Origin of the sequence: Alteromonas sp. ALT199, from assembly GCF_018619335.1 — a bacterium.
Lineage (GTDB): Bacteria > Pseudomonadota > Gammaproteobacteria > Enterobacterales > Alteromonadaceae > Alteromonas.
The window spans coordinates 73986-93234 of sequence record NZ_JAHHDX010000144.1 but is presented as its reverse complement, the minus strand read 5'-3'; the positions used below and the strand labels follow the sequence as shown (position 1 = coordinate 93234).

Annotated in this window: 15 protein-coding genes; 10 read left to right on the top strand and 5 right to left on the bottom strand. The window is 43.5% G+C overall.

All coding sequences use genetic code 11. The features are described from left to right. Positions 1-489: 489 nt before the first annotated feature. A complete protein-coding gene (locus tag KL866_RS15785; RefSeq protein WP_025257591.1) occupies positions 490-2742 on the top strand; it encodes a molybdopterin oxidoreductase family protein in 2253 nt (750 codons plus the stop codon). Between the two features lie 178 nt (positions 2743-2920). Here the strand turns inward: KL866_RS15785 and gorA are convergent, their stop codons facing one another. The 5 genes from gorA to KL866_RS15760 form a co-directional block, all read right to left on the bottom strand. Beyond that, positions 2921-4270, bottom strand: a complete 1350-nt coding sequence (gene gorA, locus KL866_RS15780; protein WP_025257592.1) for a glutathione-disulfide reductase — start codon at positions 4268-4270, stop codon at positions 2921-2923. Positions 4271-4512: 242 nt separating this feature from the next. Beyond that, positions 4513-5817, bottom strand: a complete 1305-nt coding sequence (locus KL866_RS15775) for a response regulator (RefSeq protein WP_025257593.1) — start codon at positions 5815-5817, stop codon at positions 4513-4515. A 66-nt stretch (positions 5818-5883) separates the two neighbouring features. After that, positions 5884-7563: an ATP-binding protein gene (locus tag KL866_RS15770; protein WP_025257594.1), complete on the bottom strand. Its 1680-nt coding sequence runs from the start codon at positions 7561-7563 to the stop codon at positions 5884-5886. Positions 7564-7574: 11 nt separating this feature from the next. Further along, positions 7575-8399, bottom strand: a complete 825-nt coding sequence (locus KL866_RS15765; protein ID WP_214995906.1) for a phosphate/phosphite/phosphonate ABC transporter substrate-binding protein — start codon at positions 8397-8399, stop codon at positions 7575-7577. 23 nt (positions 8400-8422) lie between these two features. Next, positions 8423-8983: a response regulator gene (locus tag KL866_RS15760; RefSeq protein WP_025257596.1), complete on the bottom strand. Its 561-nt coding sequence runs from the start codon at positions 8981-8983 to the stop codon at positions 8423-8425. Positions 8984-9269: 286 nt separating this feature from the next. Between KL866_RS15760 and prlC the strand changes: the two genes are divergently transcribed. The 9 genes from prlC to KL866_RS15715 all read left to right on the top strand — a co-directional run bounded on the left by prlC (position 9270) and on the right by KL866_RS15715 (position 19235). Beyond that, entirely contained in the window at positions 9270-11306 is a 2037-nt protein-coding gene (gene prlC / locus KL866_RS15755; protein WP_214995904.1) for an oligopeptidase A, read from the top strand. 6 nt (positions 11307-11312) lie between these two features. Then, positions 11313-12026 carry a DNA-3-methyladenine glycosylase I gene (locus KL866_RS15750; RefSeq protein WP_214995902.1) on the top strand — a complete coding sequence of 238 codons (714 nt, stop codon included), beginning with the start codon at positions 11313-11315 and terminating at the stop codon, positions 12024-12026. A gap of 173 nt (positions 12027-12199) precedes the next feature. After that, entirely contained in the window at positions 12200-12997 is a 798-nt protein-coding gene (gene ubiE, locus KL866_RS15745) for a bifunctional demethylmenaquinone methyltransferase/2-methoxy-6-polyprenyl-1,4-benzoquinol methylase UbiE (RefSeq protein WP_025257599.1), read from the top strand. Continuing rightward, positions 12997-13632, top strand: coding sequence for an SCP2 domain-containing protein (locus tag KL866_RS15740; RefSeq protein ID WP_214995900.1), 636 nt, complete (start codon positions 12997-12999; stop codon positions 13630-13632). Before ubiE ends, KL866_RS15740 begins: the two co-directional genes overlap by 1 nt. 23 nt (positions 13633-13655) lie before the next feature. Then, complete coding sequence (ubiB, locus tag KL866_RS15735; protein WP_025257601.1) at positions 13656-15284, top strand: ubiquinone biosynthesis regulatory protein kinase UbiB; 1629 nt, start codon at positions 13656-13658, stop codon at positions 15282-15284. A gap of 293 nt (positions 15285-15577) precedes the next feature. Further along, positions 15578-15787, top strand: coding sequence for a cold-shock protein (locus KL866_RS15730; RefSeq protein WP_012519905.1), 210 nt, complete (start codon positions 15578-15580; stop codon positions 15785-15787). A 403-nt stretch (positions 15788-16190) separates the two neighbouring features. After that, positions 16191-16835: a hypothetical protein gene (locus KL866_RS15725; protein ID WP_214995898.1), complete on the top strand. Its 645-nt coding sequence runs from the start codon at positions 16191-16193 to the stop codon at positions 16833-16835. 77 nt (positions 16836-16912) lie between these two features. Further along, positions 16913-17395 carry an Lrp/AsnC family transcriptional regulator gene (locus KL866_RS15720; RefSeq protein ID WP_214995896.1) on the top strand — a complete coding sequence of 161 codons (483 nt, stop codon included), beginning with the start codon at positions 16913-16915 and terminating at the stop codon, positions 17393-17395. Positions 17396-17639: 244 nt separating this feature from the next. After that, positions 17640-19235, top strand: coding sequence for a methyl-accepting chemotaxis protein (locus KL866_RS15715; RefSeq protein ID WP_214995894.1), 1596 nt, complete (start codon positions 17640-17642; stop codon positions 19233-19235). The last annotated feature ends 14 nt before the right edge of the window (positions 19236-19249 follow it).

Genomic DNA, 19249 nt, shown 5'->3' with positions numbered 1-19249 from the left:
ATCAGAGTACATGACTAAACGTGAAACTACGTACTCTTAAATTGTAAAACTAGGGTTAATATTACTGCAAAGTGAGAGATATTTATTTAGCTAATGCGATTGCAAGCCTGATATTAGCGCTTAACTCACATTGAACAATTTTCAAGCGTTGTTAACGCTTGCGCTTGTTTCACATTTAATTCGCTAAATTTGAGCAATATTTCGAGACTTTAGGTATGACGACCACACCTTGTTGTAAAAGCGCTGCTCAGAAGTTGGTCTAAGCTATCAGCGCACATACTTGCAGCGCTAAATGGAAGATAGCGGCGCTGCTATGTTGCTAAAGCGTCATAGAGTTAGGGTTTAAAAAACTGCCGCTGCTAAAACAACCGCTTATCGACTTCAGATAGTCCTGTCCACCTACCATCACTCTCAATGATGCTTGTCTATTACAGCAATAATCGCTAACTTCATAACAAGTTATTAACAATAGATTGTGTAGGAATTACCGTGAGCAACGCTGAACAACAATTACATTATTCTACTTGTACACTGTGTGAAGCAATGTGTGGTATTGAAGTAGCAACAAAAGGCCGTCAAATACTGTCAATAAAAGGGGATAAAGAGAACCCCTTTAGCCAAGGTCATATTTGTCCGAAAGCCAGTGCGCTAAAAGATTTGTACGACGACCCTGATCGCTTAAAACGCCCGATAAAAAGGGTAAGACTTGAAGGAGAAGAGAGCGCCTGGGAAGAGATCACCTGGGATGAAGCCTTTGAGCTGGTCGCTAACAACCTACACAATATTCAGCAGGCACACGGCAGCAATGCGGTAGGCGTGTATTTAGGGAATCCTAATGCGCACAATATGGGGTCGATATTGTTCGGGCCCTATTTCTATAGGGCTCTTAAAACCCATAATCGTTATTCTGCTACGTCGGTTGACCAACTACCCCACCACATCATTAGCCGCAGGCTGTTTGGTCATATGTCGCAAGTTCCAATTCCCGATATCGATCATACTCAGCACTTTATGATCATTGGTGGAAACCCTCTGGCATCTAATGGCAGCATTATGACAGTGCCTAACGTGAAAAAACGCTTAAAGGGCATTCAACAGCGTAGCGGAAAAGTCGTCGTTATTGACCCTAAACGAAGTGAAACTGCCGATATCAGCTGCGAGCATCACTTTATTCGCCCAGGAAGCGACGTACTGTTATTACTGGCTATGCTGAATGTGCTGTTTGAAAAGCAGTTACACAAGATGGATGGGATTTTGCCCTATGCAGAAGATATAAAAGAAGTTGAAAATTACGTTAAAGATTACTCTGTGCAAAAAGTGAGCGAGCTAACGGGGATTTCAGCTTCACAGATAACGCAGCTTGTTGTCGATTTCTGTAATGCAGAATCTGCAGTTTGCTATGGCAGAATGGGAGCAAGCGTTCAAGCGTTTGGAACACTAACCCAATACCTCATTATGCTGTTTAACATGCTTACAGGGAATTTAGATAAGCGCGGCGGCATGATGTTTACCCAGCCAGCAGCAGATATTTTGCCAGTATCAGGTAAAGGAAGTATGGGTGGGTTTAGCTCTCGGGTTAGAGGGCTTCCTGCTTTTGCGGGCGAATACCCTGTAGCGTGTTTGGCCGAGGAAATTTTAACCCCAGGAGAAGGTCAAATTAAGGCCATGGTCGTTGGTGCGGGCAACCCTGTTGTCACCACGCCAAACGCAGAGCAACTTGATAGAGCATTTGAAGAACTCGATTTTATGGTCGCCGTAGACTTCTACGTTACCGAAACCTCTCGTCATGCTGATGTTATTCTTCCACCGGTAACTGCGCTAGAACGCGACCACTACGACGTTGTATTTCATAATTTTGCGGTACGTAACTTTGCTAAATATTCTGAAGCTGTGGTGGAGGTCGATAAAGATCAGCTTACCGATTGGCAGATTTATTTGTCTTTGGCAGAACGGCTCGATGCGCTAAACGGAAAAAACACAGCCCACTACGCTGGGCTTTGGGGCAAGCAACCTAAAGGTGTCGTGGACGATTTATTAAAATCAGGGCTTTATAGTCGAGCCCTGTCTGAAGAGGGAGCTGCTAGTGATAACTCAAGTACTCACTTAAGCGAAAGTTCAACTGCAGACTCAAGTAAGGTTTCATTTGATGCTCGAGCGCGGGGGTTGTCCCTTGATATGCTTAAAGCACATCCGCATGGTATTGATTTAGGCCCGCTGCAACCGTCTCTGCCTCATGCATTGTTCCATGAAGATAAAAAGATTCACTTAGATTTTGCTTACTTCATGGCTGATTTGGACAGGGTAAACACGCATTTCTTTGGAAAAGCGAGCTATGTTACAGCACAAAATCAGCCCCTCGTTTTGATAGGGCGAAGACATATTAAAACCAATAATTCGTGGCTGCACAACAGCCCCCGTATGGTGAAAGGCAACAACCGCTGTACGCTCCAGCTTCACCCTGATGACGGGGCAAGATACGGCATTGCAGATGGCGATGAGGTACGCGTGAAATCACGAGTGGGCCAAGTCACCATAGAGGCTGAAATCACGGATGCAATTATGCCAGGTGTGGTGTCTATCCCACATGGATGGGGACATAACAAGAAAGGTATAAAGTTGTCTGTGGCAAGTCAGCATCCGGGTGTAAACACCAACATACTTACTGACGATTTACTGGTGGATGAATTGTCTGGCAATGCAGTGTTGAACGGTGTACCCGTCGAGCTAGAAAAAGCAAGCTAAGCGCGTAAAAAAAACCGGCATTTACTTACAAATAAATGCCGGTTTTTGTAGTGAGGTGTTCAACAAGTAGGCCTTCTACTCACTGTACTTTCACCTGCGAGTTTGCATATCGCTATATTTCACAAATTGTTCTGCAACAACTTATCTATATCAAGCCCATCAGTGAAGAACGCACCCTTTAGGTCATGGTGACAAATTCTTCACCACTTGTAGGGTGAATAGCTACACATGCATCAAAGTCAGCTTTGGTCGCGCCCATTTTTATGGCAACAGCGAAGCCTTGTAGAATCTCATCCATGCCGTGGCCAATACCGTGTAACCCCACTACTTTTTCGTTGTCGCCCGCACATACCAACTTCATTTTGGTCATTTGACGGTGACGAGTTACCGCAGTGTACATAGATGCAAAGCTAGACGTATACACCTTAATATTGTCTTCACCGTGCTCTTTTATCGCTTCTTCTTCTGTTAGACCAATGGTGCCGATAGGTGGATGGCTGAATACAACGGTTGGAATTAAAGAATAGTCCATATGTGCATCTTTCTGACCATTGAATAAACGCTCACTGAGCAACCTTCCAGCCTTAATCGCAACAGGCGTTAACTCTGCCTCACCAGTAATATCGCCCACTGCATATACGTTTTTCGCTGTGGTATTTTGATATTTGTCTACTTTTACCGTACCGTCTTCACTAAGCTCAACGTCGGTGTTTTCAATATCAATTTTGTCAGTAGAGGGCTTACGGCCAATCGCCCAAATTAGGCAGTCTGCTTTTAGCACTTCGCCATTAGTTAGATGCACTGAAAGCTCACCGTCGTCAGCCTTTTCTACTTTCTCAACGCTGGTGTGATTATGTAGTTTGCAGCCTTCAGCGTGAATCATATCTACTAAGGTTTCATGAATAATGGGGTCGAAGTTTCGTAGCGGTGCGTGTTTTCGAACGACCAGGTGCGATTCTGTGCCAAGGGCATGAAGTACGCCGGCCAGTTCAACGCCAATATATCCCGCTCCAACCACGACTGTGCGCTTAGGCTGCTCCTTTAACGCAAAGAAACCATCAGAATCAATGCCGTATTCGGCACCTTCAATGTCTGGGACTATTGGGCGACCGCCAACGGCAATCGTAATATGGTCGGCCGTATACTTTTCGCCGTTTACTTCTACCGTGTTGTTATCAATAAACTTTGCAAAACCGCGAATCAAGGTAACGTCGTTTGCAGTAAGCACACGATCGTAAGACGCATGAATACGCTCGATATAGGCCTGACGACTGGCAATAAGGCTATCCCAACTGAAATGATTTACCGACAAGTCGAATCCATATTCAGGTGCGTAGCGGTGTACAGCTTCAGCAATTTGGGCTCCGTACCACATGGCTTTTTTCGGTACGCATCCAACGTTTACACAGGTACCGCCTATATCTTTCGCCTCAATGATAGCGGCTTTCTTTCCGTGCTTCGCCGCACGGTTCGCAGATGCGATACCGCCACTGCCACCACCAATACAAATATAATCAAAATGTGTCATTCAAAAAGCCTTCTTTGTCGGTTTTACGAACGTGAGTACAAGTATATACGCGCTAACACGTTCGCACAGCAAATCATCTGCTATCGGTTCTGTTTGCAAGAGTAATCAAAAGACCGAGATTTGCTCAATAGAATTTCAATTAGTTAGTCAATGGGGACAGTGCGTTGTAAATAAAAGGGCGAGGCGAAACGAGACATGTATTATGTCGCGCTTGCCCTTTTTCAGCACATAACCTTCAGAGCTTACTCACTTATAGTAGCAGAAAGCTCTTCTGGTTCTATCTGAATACTAAACGCTTTTCCACGTTCTTCTTCAAAATGCACGAGCTTTTGTATGGTCGCGTTACTAAATATATGACCTTCAGGTAGGATTAGAATATGGCTATCGTTATATAAGTTTTGGGCAAGCACCATGCCCGCCTTCAGTTGTGAAGCTTTCAATGATGTAGAAAGTAGCTTAGACGTGGTTACATCTTCTGCTTCTAGCAAAAGATCTAAAAACTCGCCATCGTAGCGTGTATTTCTGTGCTTTTTCATTTCTAATTTAGCATCGCGAGGGCTCATTTCAACGCCACTCATTCTGCCTGTAACTAAGCGCCAGTAATCTCTAGCTATTGCCAAAATACGCGCGCCTGCAGGAATTTCTTTGGCAACTTTGTTATATAAGCCTGAGCCATTGTAATGCTCGAACTGAAACTCAATAATATCTGACACCTGCTGCAGCTCGTGAGCTGGCGCTAGTATCAATGAGGCCTTCTTGGTCTGCGATAAGTAATTTTGTTGCTGTTGGTATTTAAGCTTTGAAAACGGTGCTTTAAAGTCTTCGCTTTCAAGCCCTAGAAGGCCAAGTTCACAAATAAGGCCTGCGTAGCGTACTTGTTTTATTTCGTCTTTCTCTAGCCGGGCAATACGCGCAAGCTTCGACGCTAACTCACTTACTTCAATGGCAAATTTTCCGTTTATGTCGGGGTTAATGCTTATTACGTTAAATAGCACTTGCTCCATCGCAATGTTGTGCTTTTCAATTTTGTTCAGTGCAGCTTTAATTTGGCGTGTACGCTTTTGAACTACATGCTCAAGTGATGCATTTACGTCTCTTAGTTTCCTATTCTGTAGGCGAGTAAGTTTTTGAAGGCGCGTATTCTCAGCCTTCAACTTAACCCGTTCTAACCCTTCTTCAACTACAGATACAAGCTCTTGGTTATCCCATGGTTTTTGAAGATAGCGATGGATCTTGCCTTGGTTTACCGCCTTAATTGTAGATTCGATATCTGCATAACCGGTAAGAACAACCCTAAATGTTTCTGGGTATTTGACGGCAACTTGTTCCAGGAATTCTGCACCAGACATTTGCGGCATTTTCATGTCTGAGATAACGACATGTACTTCGTTATTGCTCATCAACTCAAGCGCTTTAGTGCCGCTATCGGCTAGCAAAAGCGTAATATCCATAGTGAATAGCGCGCGTTTAATTGCACGAAGAATATTAGGCTCGTCGTCGACAAATAGCACGGTAAAGGTTGTTACTTGTTCTGTAGGCTCTGTCATAAAAAATTATCCTTATAGGCGAAGTAGCAACTATCACATGCAATGGCATTATCTGGTGCTATTACTCTACGCATCATTTACCCCACTGTTATCTTGTGAGTCTTTAGAAACGGGGTTGATAGGAATAGATAGGGTAAACGTACTGCCGTTTCCTTCGGTGCTGGCTGCAGATAGCGTTCCACCGTGTTCTTGCGCGATACCGAATGAAATTGAAAGGCCCAACCCTGTACCTTGTCCTTCTGGTTTTGTAGTGAAAAATGGATTAAACAATTTATCGAGGTGACTTGGCGGAATTCCACAGCCGGAATCTTCTATGCTGAGTTCAACAAATTCCCCCACTGTGCAGCTAGTGATTATTATTTTTCCATTTTTGTTGGTTGCTTCTATGGCTTGACCAGCGTTAATAAGTAGATTGGTGATAACTTGAGATATTTTTCCGACGTTCATTTCTACATCCGGAATTTTTCCCAAGTGCGTTTCAACCGTACATATATATTTCAGTTGATTGTTGACCATGGCCAACGTGGTACGTACACAGTCGTTAATATTATGTTTTTGCATTTGCTCGCTATCAACGCGAGAAAACAACTTAAGACCTTTAACTATTTCAGCAACGCGCTGTAAGCCTTCGCGTGAATCTACTAATAAGTCAGAAATGTCTTCATTGATAAAGGTCATATCTCGATTGCCCTGCATTTTTTCTAAATCAGCCAGGGCAACAGCACGTTTATTCTCATCCTTCTCGTCTAAAACTACTTGAATTTGTGAGAAGATCACTTGATAAGTTGCAACATATTCACTAAGTGTTGAAATGTTGCTGCTTACAAAACCTATTGGGTTGTTTATTTCGTGAGCAACCCCAGCTGCAAGCTGCCCAACAGACGCCATTTTTTCAGCCTGAAGAAGTTGTACTTGAGTTTCCTTCAAGTCTTTATTCGCTTCTACTAGTTGGTAATTTTTCTGATTAAGCAATGCTGTTCTATCTTTTACTTTTTCTTCAAGAAGCGTGTTGAGTTCTTTTAACTCGTCCTGAGCACGTTGGCGCTGTTCGTATTCTTCTTTAAGGCGCTCAACAAGTTGATTGAAGGCTTCGGCAAGTTCGCTTAGTTCATCTCTACCCCGGACGGGAATAAAGACATCCTTGTAGTCATTGTGCTTTACCGCTTCAGCTAGATGTTTAGCACCCTTAAGAAGACGATGTAGCTGAGACATTAAAAACGAACCTAAAAGGTAAGAACACAAACCAACTAAAATGAATTCCATTATAGCCAGCGAGACTGTCCAGTTTCTTACCCTTGAGACCGATTCGGTTACAGAAGCAATGTTTAATCCAATTTCAACATAACCATAAAGGGTGTCGTTGACAGTAATAGGTGCGCGGGTGTCGTAAACGCCATCGTCGGCATTTGACACCGAAATATCAGCCTTGAAAGGTCGACCAAACGCGCTGTCATCACCTTTTTCTACAAACACATTGCCGAGCTTGTCCTTAACCCTGACGTACGAGATGTTAGGGTTGGTTAAAATCTCAGACACATCGGCATCAAGTGAAGCCAAATCGTAACTTAGAAAAGCGTTTTTCGTCGTCGAAACAAATAGAGACACCGTGGTGTCTGCAGACTTTTTAATGTTACTGTCTACAAGGTCATTCAATAACTGAAATACTGTCACGATAAGAACCAGTAGCAGGAGTGCTGCAATACTGGCTATCCCAGTTATCGTTTTAAACCTTAGTGACAGCTTCATGTGCTTAATTCTCATAGGTGTGGTCTTGAGAGCGATGCAATACCCAGTGCCCTAACGTCGTCCCAATCATTGTCGTTAGATGCAACAAATCTACTGAACCCCATTTTACTAAGGATTGAAGACTTACTGCTGTCATTAGACAATGCAATCAATGCATTAAGAATAGCTTGTCTATCATCTTGTGCCATATTTGGATGCGTAGCTATAGGGTGAGGCGTGTAGTTTTCACTTTCCCACAGCACGCGAAGGGTGCCTTTTACCGATTCGGGTGAGGTGTTCAGTGTGCGATAAATGCCGCCGCCCGCTTTAAAAAATTTACGTTGCACCGACAAGTACACTGAATCGTGTGAATTGACATAGCGGGGAATAAACGCAATGTTGTTTTTGCGAAGATAAGCACTGGTAATTATGGTTGCAGCAAAAGCCGCTGGTGCGGGAAATGCAATTTCGGCGCCGTTTAAATCTGATAGCGATTGAATTGGACTCTCTTCATTGACGACAATGATTCCGCGGATTTTTTTGTCTCCTTGATGAGCAAGCGCACGGTAGCCGACAGATCCATTAAATACAACGAAATGGTAAGGGTTCATATAGGCTATATCGTAGAGACCATTCGCTAGATTAGCTTCAAAGGTTGGTATGTCTTTCGCCGTTTTAAATTCTATGCTGTGACCAGTGAAATTACTCACGTAATCGATTAACGGTTGCCATTTCTCAGCCATTTTCTTAGCCGACTGCTGAGGGACAACTGCAAAAGTCAGCGGTTTAGCGCTTGAAGGGAGTGCGATAACGTTGAAACATAAAATTAATAAAACGCATTTTGCTGCCCAAGACATAGTAAATCCTTTCTCCGTATAGACTACATCGACATGAATTGCTCTAGCACATTCGTCAAATCATGGTTAGAAAATGGTTTTTGAAGCGTAGCATCAGCGCCTATTTCTAGCGCACGTTCAAGACTTATGTCATCTAACGCAGAGATAACAATAATTTTTAAATCTCTGTACTTGCTTTGTTCGCGGGTGAAGTCGATTACACTATAGCCATCCATGCCCGGCATGCTTAAGTCAAGCGTCATGACCTTGGGATCGTATTGACTTAGCATGATTCCAGCTTGAAATCCTCCGGTTGCAATGTAGGAATCAAAACCCGCTCGCCTCGCTACCCGCTGGATAGATTTAGCTACTGGCATTTCATCGTCTACGATAAGAATTGAAGGCGATGCGACCCCTTTAAGCGCACTTGGGATGGGCATGTCATGACGTTCAAGAAATTCTATAAAGTCTTCAACGAGGACGCGATTATTACCGCGCCCCGGAAGTTTGAAGCCTTTGAGCTTCCCGCTTTCTATCCATCGAATTACAGTGCGAAGATTTACATCGCAGTACGATGCTATCTCGCCTGACGTTAACGTTTTCATGTCTGTGCCTTGTAGATTTATTAAACAAGATTATAGACGCTGCATCACTAGGAGACAAAGTAGACAAAAGGATGAAATACGACATTTGTGACATAGCCTTGTGGCTTAGCACGTGTCTTAATTTTTTAAAGGGAAGGGGACTCTTAGTAACATGTCACTTATGTGATCCGTGCACTAACACTAGGAGTAAGTTCAAAATAGGTCAATAGTGCCTTAAACAATAGCTTGCTTTTAGTCAGTGAAACCCCATGATTATTCTATCAACGTATTAAGAGTGAAAAAGATTATGACAACCCCTGCAATTGAGATGGTAGATGGGCTACCAATTTTTTCTGCTATTGAGCCAAACTCTATAAAGCCTTCTATCGAAAAAGCCATTGAAGCTTGTAAAAATGAAATAGAAGAGGTCGTAGCGTCGAAAGATTACTCTTACAAGAATTTAGTATTACGCCTTGAAGAGGTGGACGACCGTTTAAGCAAAATGTTTTCACCTGTGTCGCATATGAACAGCGTAGTAAGCAGCGATGAATTGCGAGAGGCGCATGATGCGTGTTTGCCGCTTTTATCTGAATACGGTACTTGGGTAGGCCAGCACGAAGGCCTTTACAATGCTTATGCTTCACTTAAAGCGTCTGACGAGTATGAAACCTTAAGCGAAGAACAGCAGAAAGTCATTGAGAACGCGGTACGTGACTTTACGCTTTCAGGTGTTGCGTTGCCAGCAGAACAAAAGAAACGTTTTGCAGAGATTCAGGCAAAGCTTAGCGAGCTATCATCAACCTTTTCCAATAATGTGATGGACGCCACCATGGGCTGGACCAAACACATTACCGATGAATCTGAACTCGCCGGTATGCCAGAGTCAGCCCTTGAAGCAGCAGCGCAAGCTGCGCATCAAAAAGACTTGCAAGGTTGGTTGTTCACGCTGGATATTCCTTCTTATTTGCCTGTTATGCTTTACGCCGATAATCGTGAACTTCGCGAAGAAATGTATCGCGCCTATTCAACCAAGGCGTCAGACCAAGGGCCAAATGCTGGTAAGTGGGATAACACCGACATTATTAAACAGACCTTAACGCTGCGTACTGAGCTTGCTGAATTATTAGGTTTTGCAAGTTATGCAGAGCGTTCACTGGCTACCAAAATGGCAGATTCTACCGATCAGGTTATAGGCTTCTTACGTGATTTAGCAGCTAAGTCTAAACCTCAGGCAGAAAAAGAGCTTGAAGAGGTAAAAGTGTATGCCAAAGACAAGCATGGTGTTATCGAGCTAGCAGCGTGGGATTTACCGTATTACAGCGAAAAATTGAAGCAAGAGAAGTACACCATTTCTGATGAAATGCTTCGCCCTTATTTCCCTGAAGACAAAGTGCTATCAGGTCTGTTTGAAGTAGTACATCGCCTATACGGTTTGAAAATTATTGAGCAGCCTGGCATCGACACCTGGCATAAAGATGTGCGTTATTTCACTATAACTGACGATGCCGACGCATTGCGTGGTAGCTTTTACCTAGACTTGTACGCACGCGCTAAAAAACGTGGCGGGGCATGGATGGATGAATGCCGCGTACGTCGCGAAAAAATGGTTGGCGAGTTACAGCTTCCCGTTGCGTACCTTACCTGCAATTTCAATGCGCCAGTGGGTGATAAGCCTGCGCTATTTACTCACGATGAAGTGGTAACCTTGTTCCACGAGTTTGGGCATGGAATTCATCACATGCTTACAAAAATGCGCGTAGCCGGTGTATCTGGCATTAACGGTGTGCCGTGGGATGCTGTTGAACTACCAAGTCAGTTCTTAGAGAACTGGTGCTGGGAAGAAGACGCCCTAAACTTTATTTCTGGTCACTACGAAACAGGTGAGCCACTACCTGCTGATTTGCTCGACCGCATGCTTGCCGCTCGTGATTATCAATCTGCTATGCAGATGGTTCGTCAACTTGAATTCAGTCTATTCGATTTCTTACTGCACAGTGAAAAGGGTAGTGAAGTAGACGTGCAGGGCACATTAGATAAGGTGCGCGAAGAAGTTGCCGTGGTAATTCCTCCCTCGTTCAATCGCTTTCAAAACGGTTTCGGACACATTTTTGCAGGTGGGTATGCAGCGGGCTATTACAGCTATAAGTGGGCTGAAGTCCTTTCTGCCGATGCCTATAGTAAGTTTGAAGAAGATGGCATCTTCAATCGCGACACAGGCAAAGCCTTTTTAGAGAACATTCTAGAAATGGGTGGTAGTAAGCCGCCGATGGACCTATTTGTTGCTTTTAGAGGGCGCGAGCCAAAAGTAGATGCCTTGCTTCGTCATAGTGGTATTAAAGGCTAGGTGTCTATGGCAGGGAATACGTCAGAGTTTAAGGCAGAGTCTTTTCAATCAATTTACCGCCGAGCGTGCAAGCGTAAAGGCGGTGAAAAGGTGCTTGAGGCAATGCTTCAGGCACCGCTTTCAAAAACTGAAACTGAAGCTATACCCGATAACCGCTTTCTAGCTGCTATGACTAAGCAAGTCTTTAAATCTGGTTTTGTATGGCGAGTCATAGAGCAAAAGTGGCCAGATTTTGAAACCGTGTTTTTTGGCTTCAACGTCGATAAAGTGTTGCTAATGCCTGATGAAATGCTAGAGCAGAAATCGTCAGACAAGCGAATAGTTCGTAACTATAAAAAAGTGATGACGGTACGCGACAATGCCATGATGATTAAAGACGTTGCTATGGAGCACGGAAGTTTTGGCAAATTTGTAGCAGGCTTTGATAAAGACAATATCACCGAGCTTTGGACGTTTTTAAAAAAGCGCGGTGCGCGACTAGGCGGAAACACTGGCCCATACATGCTCCGTGCATTAGGCATTGATACTTTCTTGTTCTCTCGTGATGTAGAAGATTACCTGCGCAAAAACGAGATTGTCGATGGTGGATTAACATCGAAAAAGTCGCTGTCGGCGGCCAATGCCGCGTTTGCGCAATGGCATGAGGAAAGCGGCCGTTCGTTGCAAGAGATTAGTGCTATTGTTGCCTACAGCTGGGGCACAAACAATCAGGTAGCCTAGAACGAGACTGCTTTAGTATTCTTTATTGGCGAGCCTGCACTTTGTAGGCTCTGTTAATGTCTTGGTCGAAGACTAGATTTACATCAGGAGAGACTCGGGCATAAAGCTTTTGCTTGAGCAAACAATCCTATACACTTCGGCATCAATAAAAATATTCAAATTACAGGACTGTCATGAGCGACAATCAAACTCCCGCTACGCAAGCAGACTCTGCAATCGACAATGCTACCGAGCATACGACACACTTTGGTTTCAAACAGGTAGATAAAGGGCAGAAGGCCTCTTTAGTTGCTAATGTTTTTGACTCTGTTGCTGCGAAGTACGACGTAATGAACGACTTTATGTCGATGGGAGTACATCGTTTATGGAAGCGTTTTACCATTGACTGCAGCGGTGTGCGCGCAGGTAATAGGGTGTTGGATATTGCCGGTGGCACTGGCGATTTAACCGCTAAGTTTTCGCGCTTGGTTGGTCCAACGGGGCGTGTAACCCTTGCTGATATAAACTTGTCTATGCTGAAAGTGGGCCGTGATAAACTGCGCGACCGTGGCTTGGTCAGTAATATTGATTATGTGCAAGCCGACGCAGAGGCGCTACCATTTCCTGACAACCATTTCGATGTGGTAACCATGGCATTTGGTCTTCGAAACGTAACAGAAAAGCAAAACGCGCTAAATTCTATTTTCCGCGTGTTAAAACCCGGTGGTCGCTTACTGGTTTTAGAGTTTTCTAAGCCCACGTCAGAGCAGTTAAGCAAACTTTACGACATGTATTCGTTTCATATTTTGCCCAAAATGGGACAGCTGGTGGCAAACGATGCAGAAAGCTACCAATACTTGGCAGAAAGCATTCGTATGCACCCAGATCAAGAAACCCTAAAGGGTATGTTTGAACAAGCTGGCTTTGAACAATGTGATTACCAGAACCTTACTGGCGGTATCGTGGCTCTGCACAGAGGTTACAAGTTTTAATGCCTGCTTCTGCGCTTGTTACCGCAACGGTTGAATCGGCTCTAAATAAACTGCTGTCTTTAGATGAAGGCAGCAAAAAAAGGCTAAAAGCCCTTAATGGCGCTAGGCTTACAGCGTTTGTCTCGCCGCTGCCTTACGGTATTACATTGTCGTTTTCTGACCGTGTCGACGTACTCAGCGAACAAGGCTCGTTTGAAGATGCTGTCGCGTCGCTTGGAGCAAAAGACTGCTGTATTAAAACATCGCTACAAACCTTGCCAGAGTTAAAAGAAACCAGCCAACTTACTCGCCTTATTCAACAAAAAGCCCTCTTTTTGGAAGGTGAGCTAAATATTGCTCAGCAAGTCAGTGCCTTGTTTCAGCAGCTCGATATCGACATTGAAGAGTTATTGGCACAAAAGACTAACGATGTTATTGCCCATCAGACGGTTAAAACGGTGAAAACCGTGCATGAAAAATCTATGTCTGCACTGGCGTCCATGGCGAAAGTATTCGGCAACGCCGTAGTAGAAGAAAAGCAGCTTGCTGCACACAAACTGGCGGTCATGCACTTTAGTGACGAAGTTAATGCGCTTCGCGATCGAGCAGAAAGTGCCGATGCGAGACTGCGCCGTCTAGAAGAAAAATTTAAGTAAGATTGAGAGAAACAGGCTCATAAATGCGTATTGTTAGGTTATACCGAATTAACAAGGTATTGTTGGAACACGGCTTAGACGAACTTATTCCAGCAAAGTGGTTACCCTGGTACGCGCGGGCTATGCGTCATACCATTTTCTGGGTGCGAAACAAGCACAAGGGCAAGTCAGCCGGCGAGCGTATTACCCTTGCGCTACAAAACCTGGGGCCTGTTTTTATAAAATTCGGCCAGATGCTCTCTACCCGCCGAGACTTGCTTCCCCCTGCTATTGCTAACGAACTTGCCCGTTTACAAGACAAAGTTCCGCCGTTTTCATCGGACGCTGCACAAGACATTATCAAGCAAGCATTGGGGCTTTCTGATTTAAGCGAATTATTCAGTGAATTTGAAAAAGCGCCGCTGGCATCCGCTTCTATCGCCCAAGTTCACGCGGCAAAGTTAAAGCATAACAACGAAGATGTGGTAGTAAAGGTTCTGCGTCCTGACATTCGCGAAACTATTGTGGCAGACATGGAGCTGTTATTTAGTTTGGCTAACGTGCTTCAACGCTGGTTACCGGATGGCAAACGGCTTCGTCCTGTCGAAGTGGTTGTGGAATACCGCAAGACCATTGTCGATGAGCTGGATTTACTGCGTGAATCTGCAAACGGTATTCAGTTAGGGCGTAACTTTGAGGGTTCTGACGCGCTGTATGTACCTAAAATTTACAGTGACTACTGTCGCAGCAATGTACTGGTTATGGAGCGTATTTACGGCCTGCCGATTTCAAATATCGATGCCTTGCTTACCCAAAACACTAATATGAAGAAGTTAGCGGAGCGCGGAGTTGAAGTGTTTTTTACCCAAGTATTCCGCGACAGCTTTTTCCATGCTGATATGCACCCAGGCAATATCTTTGTATCTACCGAACATCCTGAAAACCCGAAATATATCGCTATCGACTTTGGCATTGTGGGTACGCTTAATCGCGAAGATAAACGCTATTTGGCCGAAAACTTTATCGCCTTTTTCAACCGCGACTACCGAAAAGTGGCGCAGCTTCACGCCGACTCGGGTTGGGTGCCGCAAGACACCAACATTGATGAGTTTGAAATGGCCATTCGCACAGTATGCGAACCTATTTTCCAAAAGCCCTTAGCAGAAATATCTTTTGGTAACGTGCTGTTACAGCTATTTAATACCGCACGCCGTTTCAATATGGTGGTGCAGCCTCAGCTTGTGTTGCTGCAAAAAACACTGCTGTATATAGAGGGGCTGGGCCGTCAACTTTACCCGCAGCTCGATTTATGGAAAACCGCTAAACCGTTTCTTGAAAATTGGATGAAAGAGCAGATTGGGTTTACTGCTATGATGGGGAAAGTAAAAGACAATTTACCTTTCTGGTCAGAAAAGCTGCCCGAAATGCCTGATCTTTTATACGATAGCTTACAGCAGATGAAACGCCTGCCTTTACAGCAAAAAAGGGCGCATTTAGCACTGCTTCAAGAGCAAAAGAAAACAACTCAGACCACTCATCTAAGCGTTGTAGGCGCTACATTCATGCTAATGTCAGCAATACTGCCGATATACGATTTATCTTGGTATTTCCCTGCAATTACAGGCTTAATCGGTACAATTTGTTGGTATTTGGCATGGCGAAAAGGGCTGTGATTTTTGTTACGCTGCGGTGAAATATTTATGAAATCCGTAGTTTATCTATTAATTTGTATAGTAATCGTCCCGAAGAGTGTTATAGTGGACATGGCTTTTGGCCAAAGTCTTTAAATAGACGCGATTTTGTATTATTTGCTATATGTAAAACCACTCGAGTTACCCTGTAATTTGTTGTAAGTTGTTTGTCCATTCGTAAGTAAGACCCAATACTCCGCCAATTTAAAGACTCTAAAGAACTTAGTTACACGCGCTTATGCGCAATTTAATACGATATTTGAGGTCTATACGACATGTCTAAAGTTACAGGCACAGTTAAGTGGTTCAACGCTGATAAAGGTTACGGTTTTCTAACTCAAGATAACGGCGGTAAGGACGTATTCGTTCATTTCCGTGCGATCATCTCTGACGGTTACAAAACGCTTCCAGAAGGTCAGCGAGTAGAATTTGAAGTTGAAGAAGGTCAAAAAGGTCTTCAAGCTGCTAACGTGCAAGCTATCTAAGAATTCAAAAACGGCGGTCATTTGACCGCCGTTTTTCTTTCTATTGTCCGCGTTTCCTCCTTCACGCTAAACGCGCGACGAAGCTTTAGTGTATAGCACTTTTAACGAATAGCGCTTTTCATCAATAGCTAGTCTACAGCGTAGCTATCGTTACCCTCTCTCGTCTACTTCGCACAACACCATACAAGCACTCGTTCACCACAATAAATTTTATGCTCGCAGCATATTCCTAATATCAGTACGCCACGGTATTGCGTAGGCATAGCGTTTAATGCTTTACTCATTACAACGACCATTTAAGTAATACCAGTCCGCGCAGTTAATTACCTACTCAGCGAGACTTAAAACTTTCGTAATCGCGGCGTGTTACTGCAGGTATAAATACGTCTACAGGGAGTGCTTAATGCGCATGACATCAACTATTCGATCTTCATTGGCCACCGCGCTACTTATTCTTAGTTCAAGCCTTGCTTATGCGGCTCAGGCAAATGAACAAGTCGATGAACAGGGTATTTTAGCAATGGTGCTTAATACCGAAATCCGTATGGCAGACGTTGTGCCTAGCGAAGAAGAACGTAAAAACTTGAAGCAGCAAGCGAAAGACAATTACGCAGGTATGCTTGATTATGTTGTGCGTGCAAATGCGTCTAACAGAATTTATAAGCTTGTTTTAGAGGACTACGCAAAGCAAAAAGGCATAACTGTTAATCAAACACTGGTAAGCAAGTTTATCGAGAAGTTTGAAGGTCAGGTTTCTAGTGAAACGGCAAAGAAACCCATTAAAGAGATAGCGGCTAAGCAGGTTATACAGTTTCAAACAGAAAAAGCGATGTTTGAAGAGTTTGGCGGACGAGTTATTTTTCGACAATCTAACCCACAAATGCCAATTGATGCCTATAGTGCTCTATTGTCTCGCTACCGCGACGCGGGCAAACTTAACATAGTGGATGAGGATTTACGTGAAGCATTTTGGGATGTCTTTACGCCACCCTTTCAATATGAAATTGCGCCTGAAAATATCGACTTTACTCAGCCTTGGTGGCTTTAAAGAGCCGACTAAAAAGAACATTACCCATCATAGTTACTATAAACTTAAAACACTGAAAAAAAGAGCGATATGTTGCTATGCGTAGTGAAAAGGTAAGCGGTATAGATGCAATAGATAAAGCCATACTGAGTGTGCTTCAGAATAACGCAGACACACCTGTTGCAGAAATCGCTGAGTATGTTGGTCTTACGATGACACCCTGTTGGCGAAGAATTCAAAAGTTAGAAGAAAAGGGAATCATCTCTAAACGGGTCGCGTTGTTGCAAGGAAAGCAGCTTGGACTGGCTATGACGGTTTTCGTGCAGGTTAAAGCCGGTAGCCATGACGGGAAGTGGCTCGCTAACTTTGCTAGACACGCTGCATCTTTCGATGAAGTTGTCGAATGTTATCGCATGTCGGGTGAATACGATTATCTGCTAAAAGTACTCGTAACTGATATGGATTGTTTCGACCATTTTTACAAGCGATTGGTGAACGGAATAGAATTTTCGGATGTCACTTCAAGCTTCGCAATGGAACAAATCAAATACACTACCTCAGTGCCTTTGACCCATATTTAGCTTCCTAAAAAACAGTCGAGTTTTATTTATATTTTTCTAGCAATAAATTGTGACGTTTGTGTTTTTAAAAAAAGATCAAAATTAAAGCAATCATTCGATAAAAATCTGAAATAAAAAGACTGACAAAATGGTCTATATTTGTTCAACAGTAGGATAGGCTTATTCAGACCCTGCTAAATTTAAAAAAGGGCGCTGTAAAATGCGACGAGAGTATGACGTGCCCCAAAAGTAATAAGGGGAACTCATGTTTAAAACTATCAAGCAAAGGATTTTGTTAGGCTACCTCCTCGTTGTCGTAGTTGCAGTAATAGCTGCGGTTGTACTGACAAAAAACAACGCTAATGTAGAAGATTTAGTAGAAGCTTACATCTCTGAAACACTCCCTTCATTAAGTGCTATTGATGACATACAAACTCAAAGCAAAGAGCTGGTACTCATGGCTTATTCTTTATATGGGACTACGATAAATAGTGGTGAATACACTACACAAAAAGAGCAATTAATTGACGCGGCCATCGTTAGATTCTCCCAATTCAGTTATTTGGGAAGCAATGCCGCCAAAGAAAAATTTGATGCATTAGTGGTGTCAGCTGAAGTGTTGCAGCTTACTATGTCTGCAGCATCGGTCGACTGGGATACTGCACGAGACAATCTTCAAGATATCACCCTAGCAGCATCTGAGCTCAACGAACTTTTAGCTTCTTTGCGTTCAAATGTAGAGCGCGCAGCAAACTCTCGTACTATGTCTATCTTTGATGAACTAAATATTAGCCAGTTCACTGTTTTTATTCTGATCATCTTACTGCTCGTTGTATCTGCAATGGGCTATGTACTTGCTAAAGCAAATATCGCCAATCCCATTGAAGATATGGCTAATAAACTTAACGAAATTTCAAAAACACGTAATCTAAATTCAAACCTTCCAAATCAAAACCTAAAAGAACTCGATGCTATTACACAAAGTGTCCAAGGCTTATTAAGCGTATTTCATAAAGGTATGACTGACCTTCAAACAACCGTAAATGATTTGAATCATTCATCGAAAACGCTCAACAATGCAACCTCTCATTCTTCGACAGCTATTCTCAACTTTCAGGGAGACATTAATCAATTGGTCTCTGTGATGGACAACCTGTCAAATCAAATGGAGCAAAGCCTTAATTTGTCATTACAAGCAGCTGAGCAAGCTAAAGACAGTGCCAATCAAATAGCACAAGGCAAAGTCGATGTTGAAAACACTGCCAGCGCTATCTCCGACTTAACCCACGACATTGATAACACCGCCTCTACGTTAGACAAACTTCAAAGTGATGGCAGTAACGTATCGAGTGTGGTGAAAACTATCGCTGAAATTGCAGATCAAACAAACCTTTTAGCACTTAATGCAGCGATTGAGGCGGCAAGAGCTGGAGAGACAGGAAGAGGTTTTGCAGTAGTGGCGGATGAAGTTCGTACACTCGCTTCAAGAACCCATCAATCAACAGTTGAAATTAACGCGATGTTAGAAAAGATTGTGCAGTCTATTCGCGACTCTGTTGATACCATGACGTCAAACAAGGACAAAGCGCACAACGCATTGGGGTTAGCTAATGACTTGGTCGTTACCTTGGAGGATGGACGAAATAGCATTTTATCGTTGGTTGAAGTAAGTAATGAAGCGTCTGGCTTTGTACAGCATGCTAAAGATCATGTGCAAGTGGCTCGCGAGGGGGCGCTAGATTTTCAAATGCTTGGTGATCAAGTCAAGACCGCGAATAACAATGTAAATAGTGAGGCGAAAAGCTTATCTGGTCTTGCCGAGAACCTGCAAGCGTACGTGAATATATTCAAATTAACTTAAAAAAAATGGGGCCG

What these genes read in the sequence shown, in the direction of transcription:
- gorA (WP_025257592.1), bottom strand. Translation starts at nt 4,270, where the DNA reads ATGACACATTTTGATTATATTTGTATTGGTGGTGGCAGTGGCGGTATC.
- KL866_RS15730 (WP_012519905.1), top strand. Translation starts at nt 15,578, where the DNA reads ATGTCTAAAGTTACAGGCACAGTTAAGTGGTTCAACGCTGATAAAGGT.
- KL866_RS15740 (WP_214995900.1), top strand. Translation starts at nt 12,997, where the DNA reads ATGCCTGCTTCTGCGCTTGTTACCGCAACGGTTGAATCGGCTCTAAAT.
- KL866_RS15765 (WP_214995906.1), bottom strand. Translation starts at nt 8,399, where the DNA reads ATGTCTTGGGCAGCAAAATGCGTTTTATTAATTTTATGTTTCAACGTT.
- KL866_RS15725 (WP_214995898.1), top strand. Translation starts at nt 16,191, where the DNA reads ATGCGCATGACATCAACTATTCGATCTTCATTGGCCACCGCGCTACTT.
- KL866_RS15770 (WP_025257594.1), bottom strand. Translation starts at nt 7,563, where the DNA reads ATGAAGCTGTCACTAAGGTTTAAAACGATAACTGGGATAGCCAGTATT.
- prlC (WP_214995904.1), top strand. Translation starts at nt 9,270, where the DNA reads ATGACAACCCCTGCAATTGAGATGGTAGATGGGCTACCAATTTTTTCT.
- ubiE (WP_025257599.1), top strand. Translation starts at nt 12,200, where the DNA reads ATGAGCGACAATCAAACTCCCGCTACGCAAGCAGACTCTGCAATCGAC.
- KL866_RS15715 (WP_214995894.1), top strand. Translation starts at nt 17,640, where the DNA reads ATGTTTAAAACTATCAAGCAAAGGATTTTGTTAGGCTACCTCCTCGTT.
- KL866_RS15750 (WP_214995902.1), top strand. Translation starts at nt 11,313, where the DNA reads ATGGCAGGGAATACGTCAGAGTTTAAGGCAGAGTCTTTTCAATCAATT.
- ubiB (WP_025257601.1), top strand. Translation starts at nt 13,656, where the DNA reads ATGCGTATTGTTAGGTTATACCGAATTAACAAGGTATTGTTGGAACAC.
- KL866_RS15775 (WP_025257593.1), bottom strand. Translation starts at nt 5,817, where the DNA reads ATGACAGAGCCTACAGAACAAGTAACAACCTTTACCGTGCTATTTGTC.
- KL866_RS15760 (WP_025257596.1), bottom strand. Translation starts at nt 8,983, where the DNA reads ATGAAAACGTTAACGTCAGGCGAGATAGCATCGTACTGCGATGTAAAT.
- KL866_RS15720 (WP_214995896.1), top strand. Translation starts at nt 16,913, where the DNA reads ATGCGTAGTGAAAAGGTAAGCGGTATAGATGCAATAGATAAAGCCATA.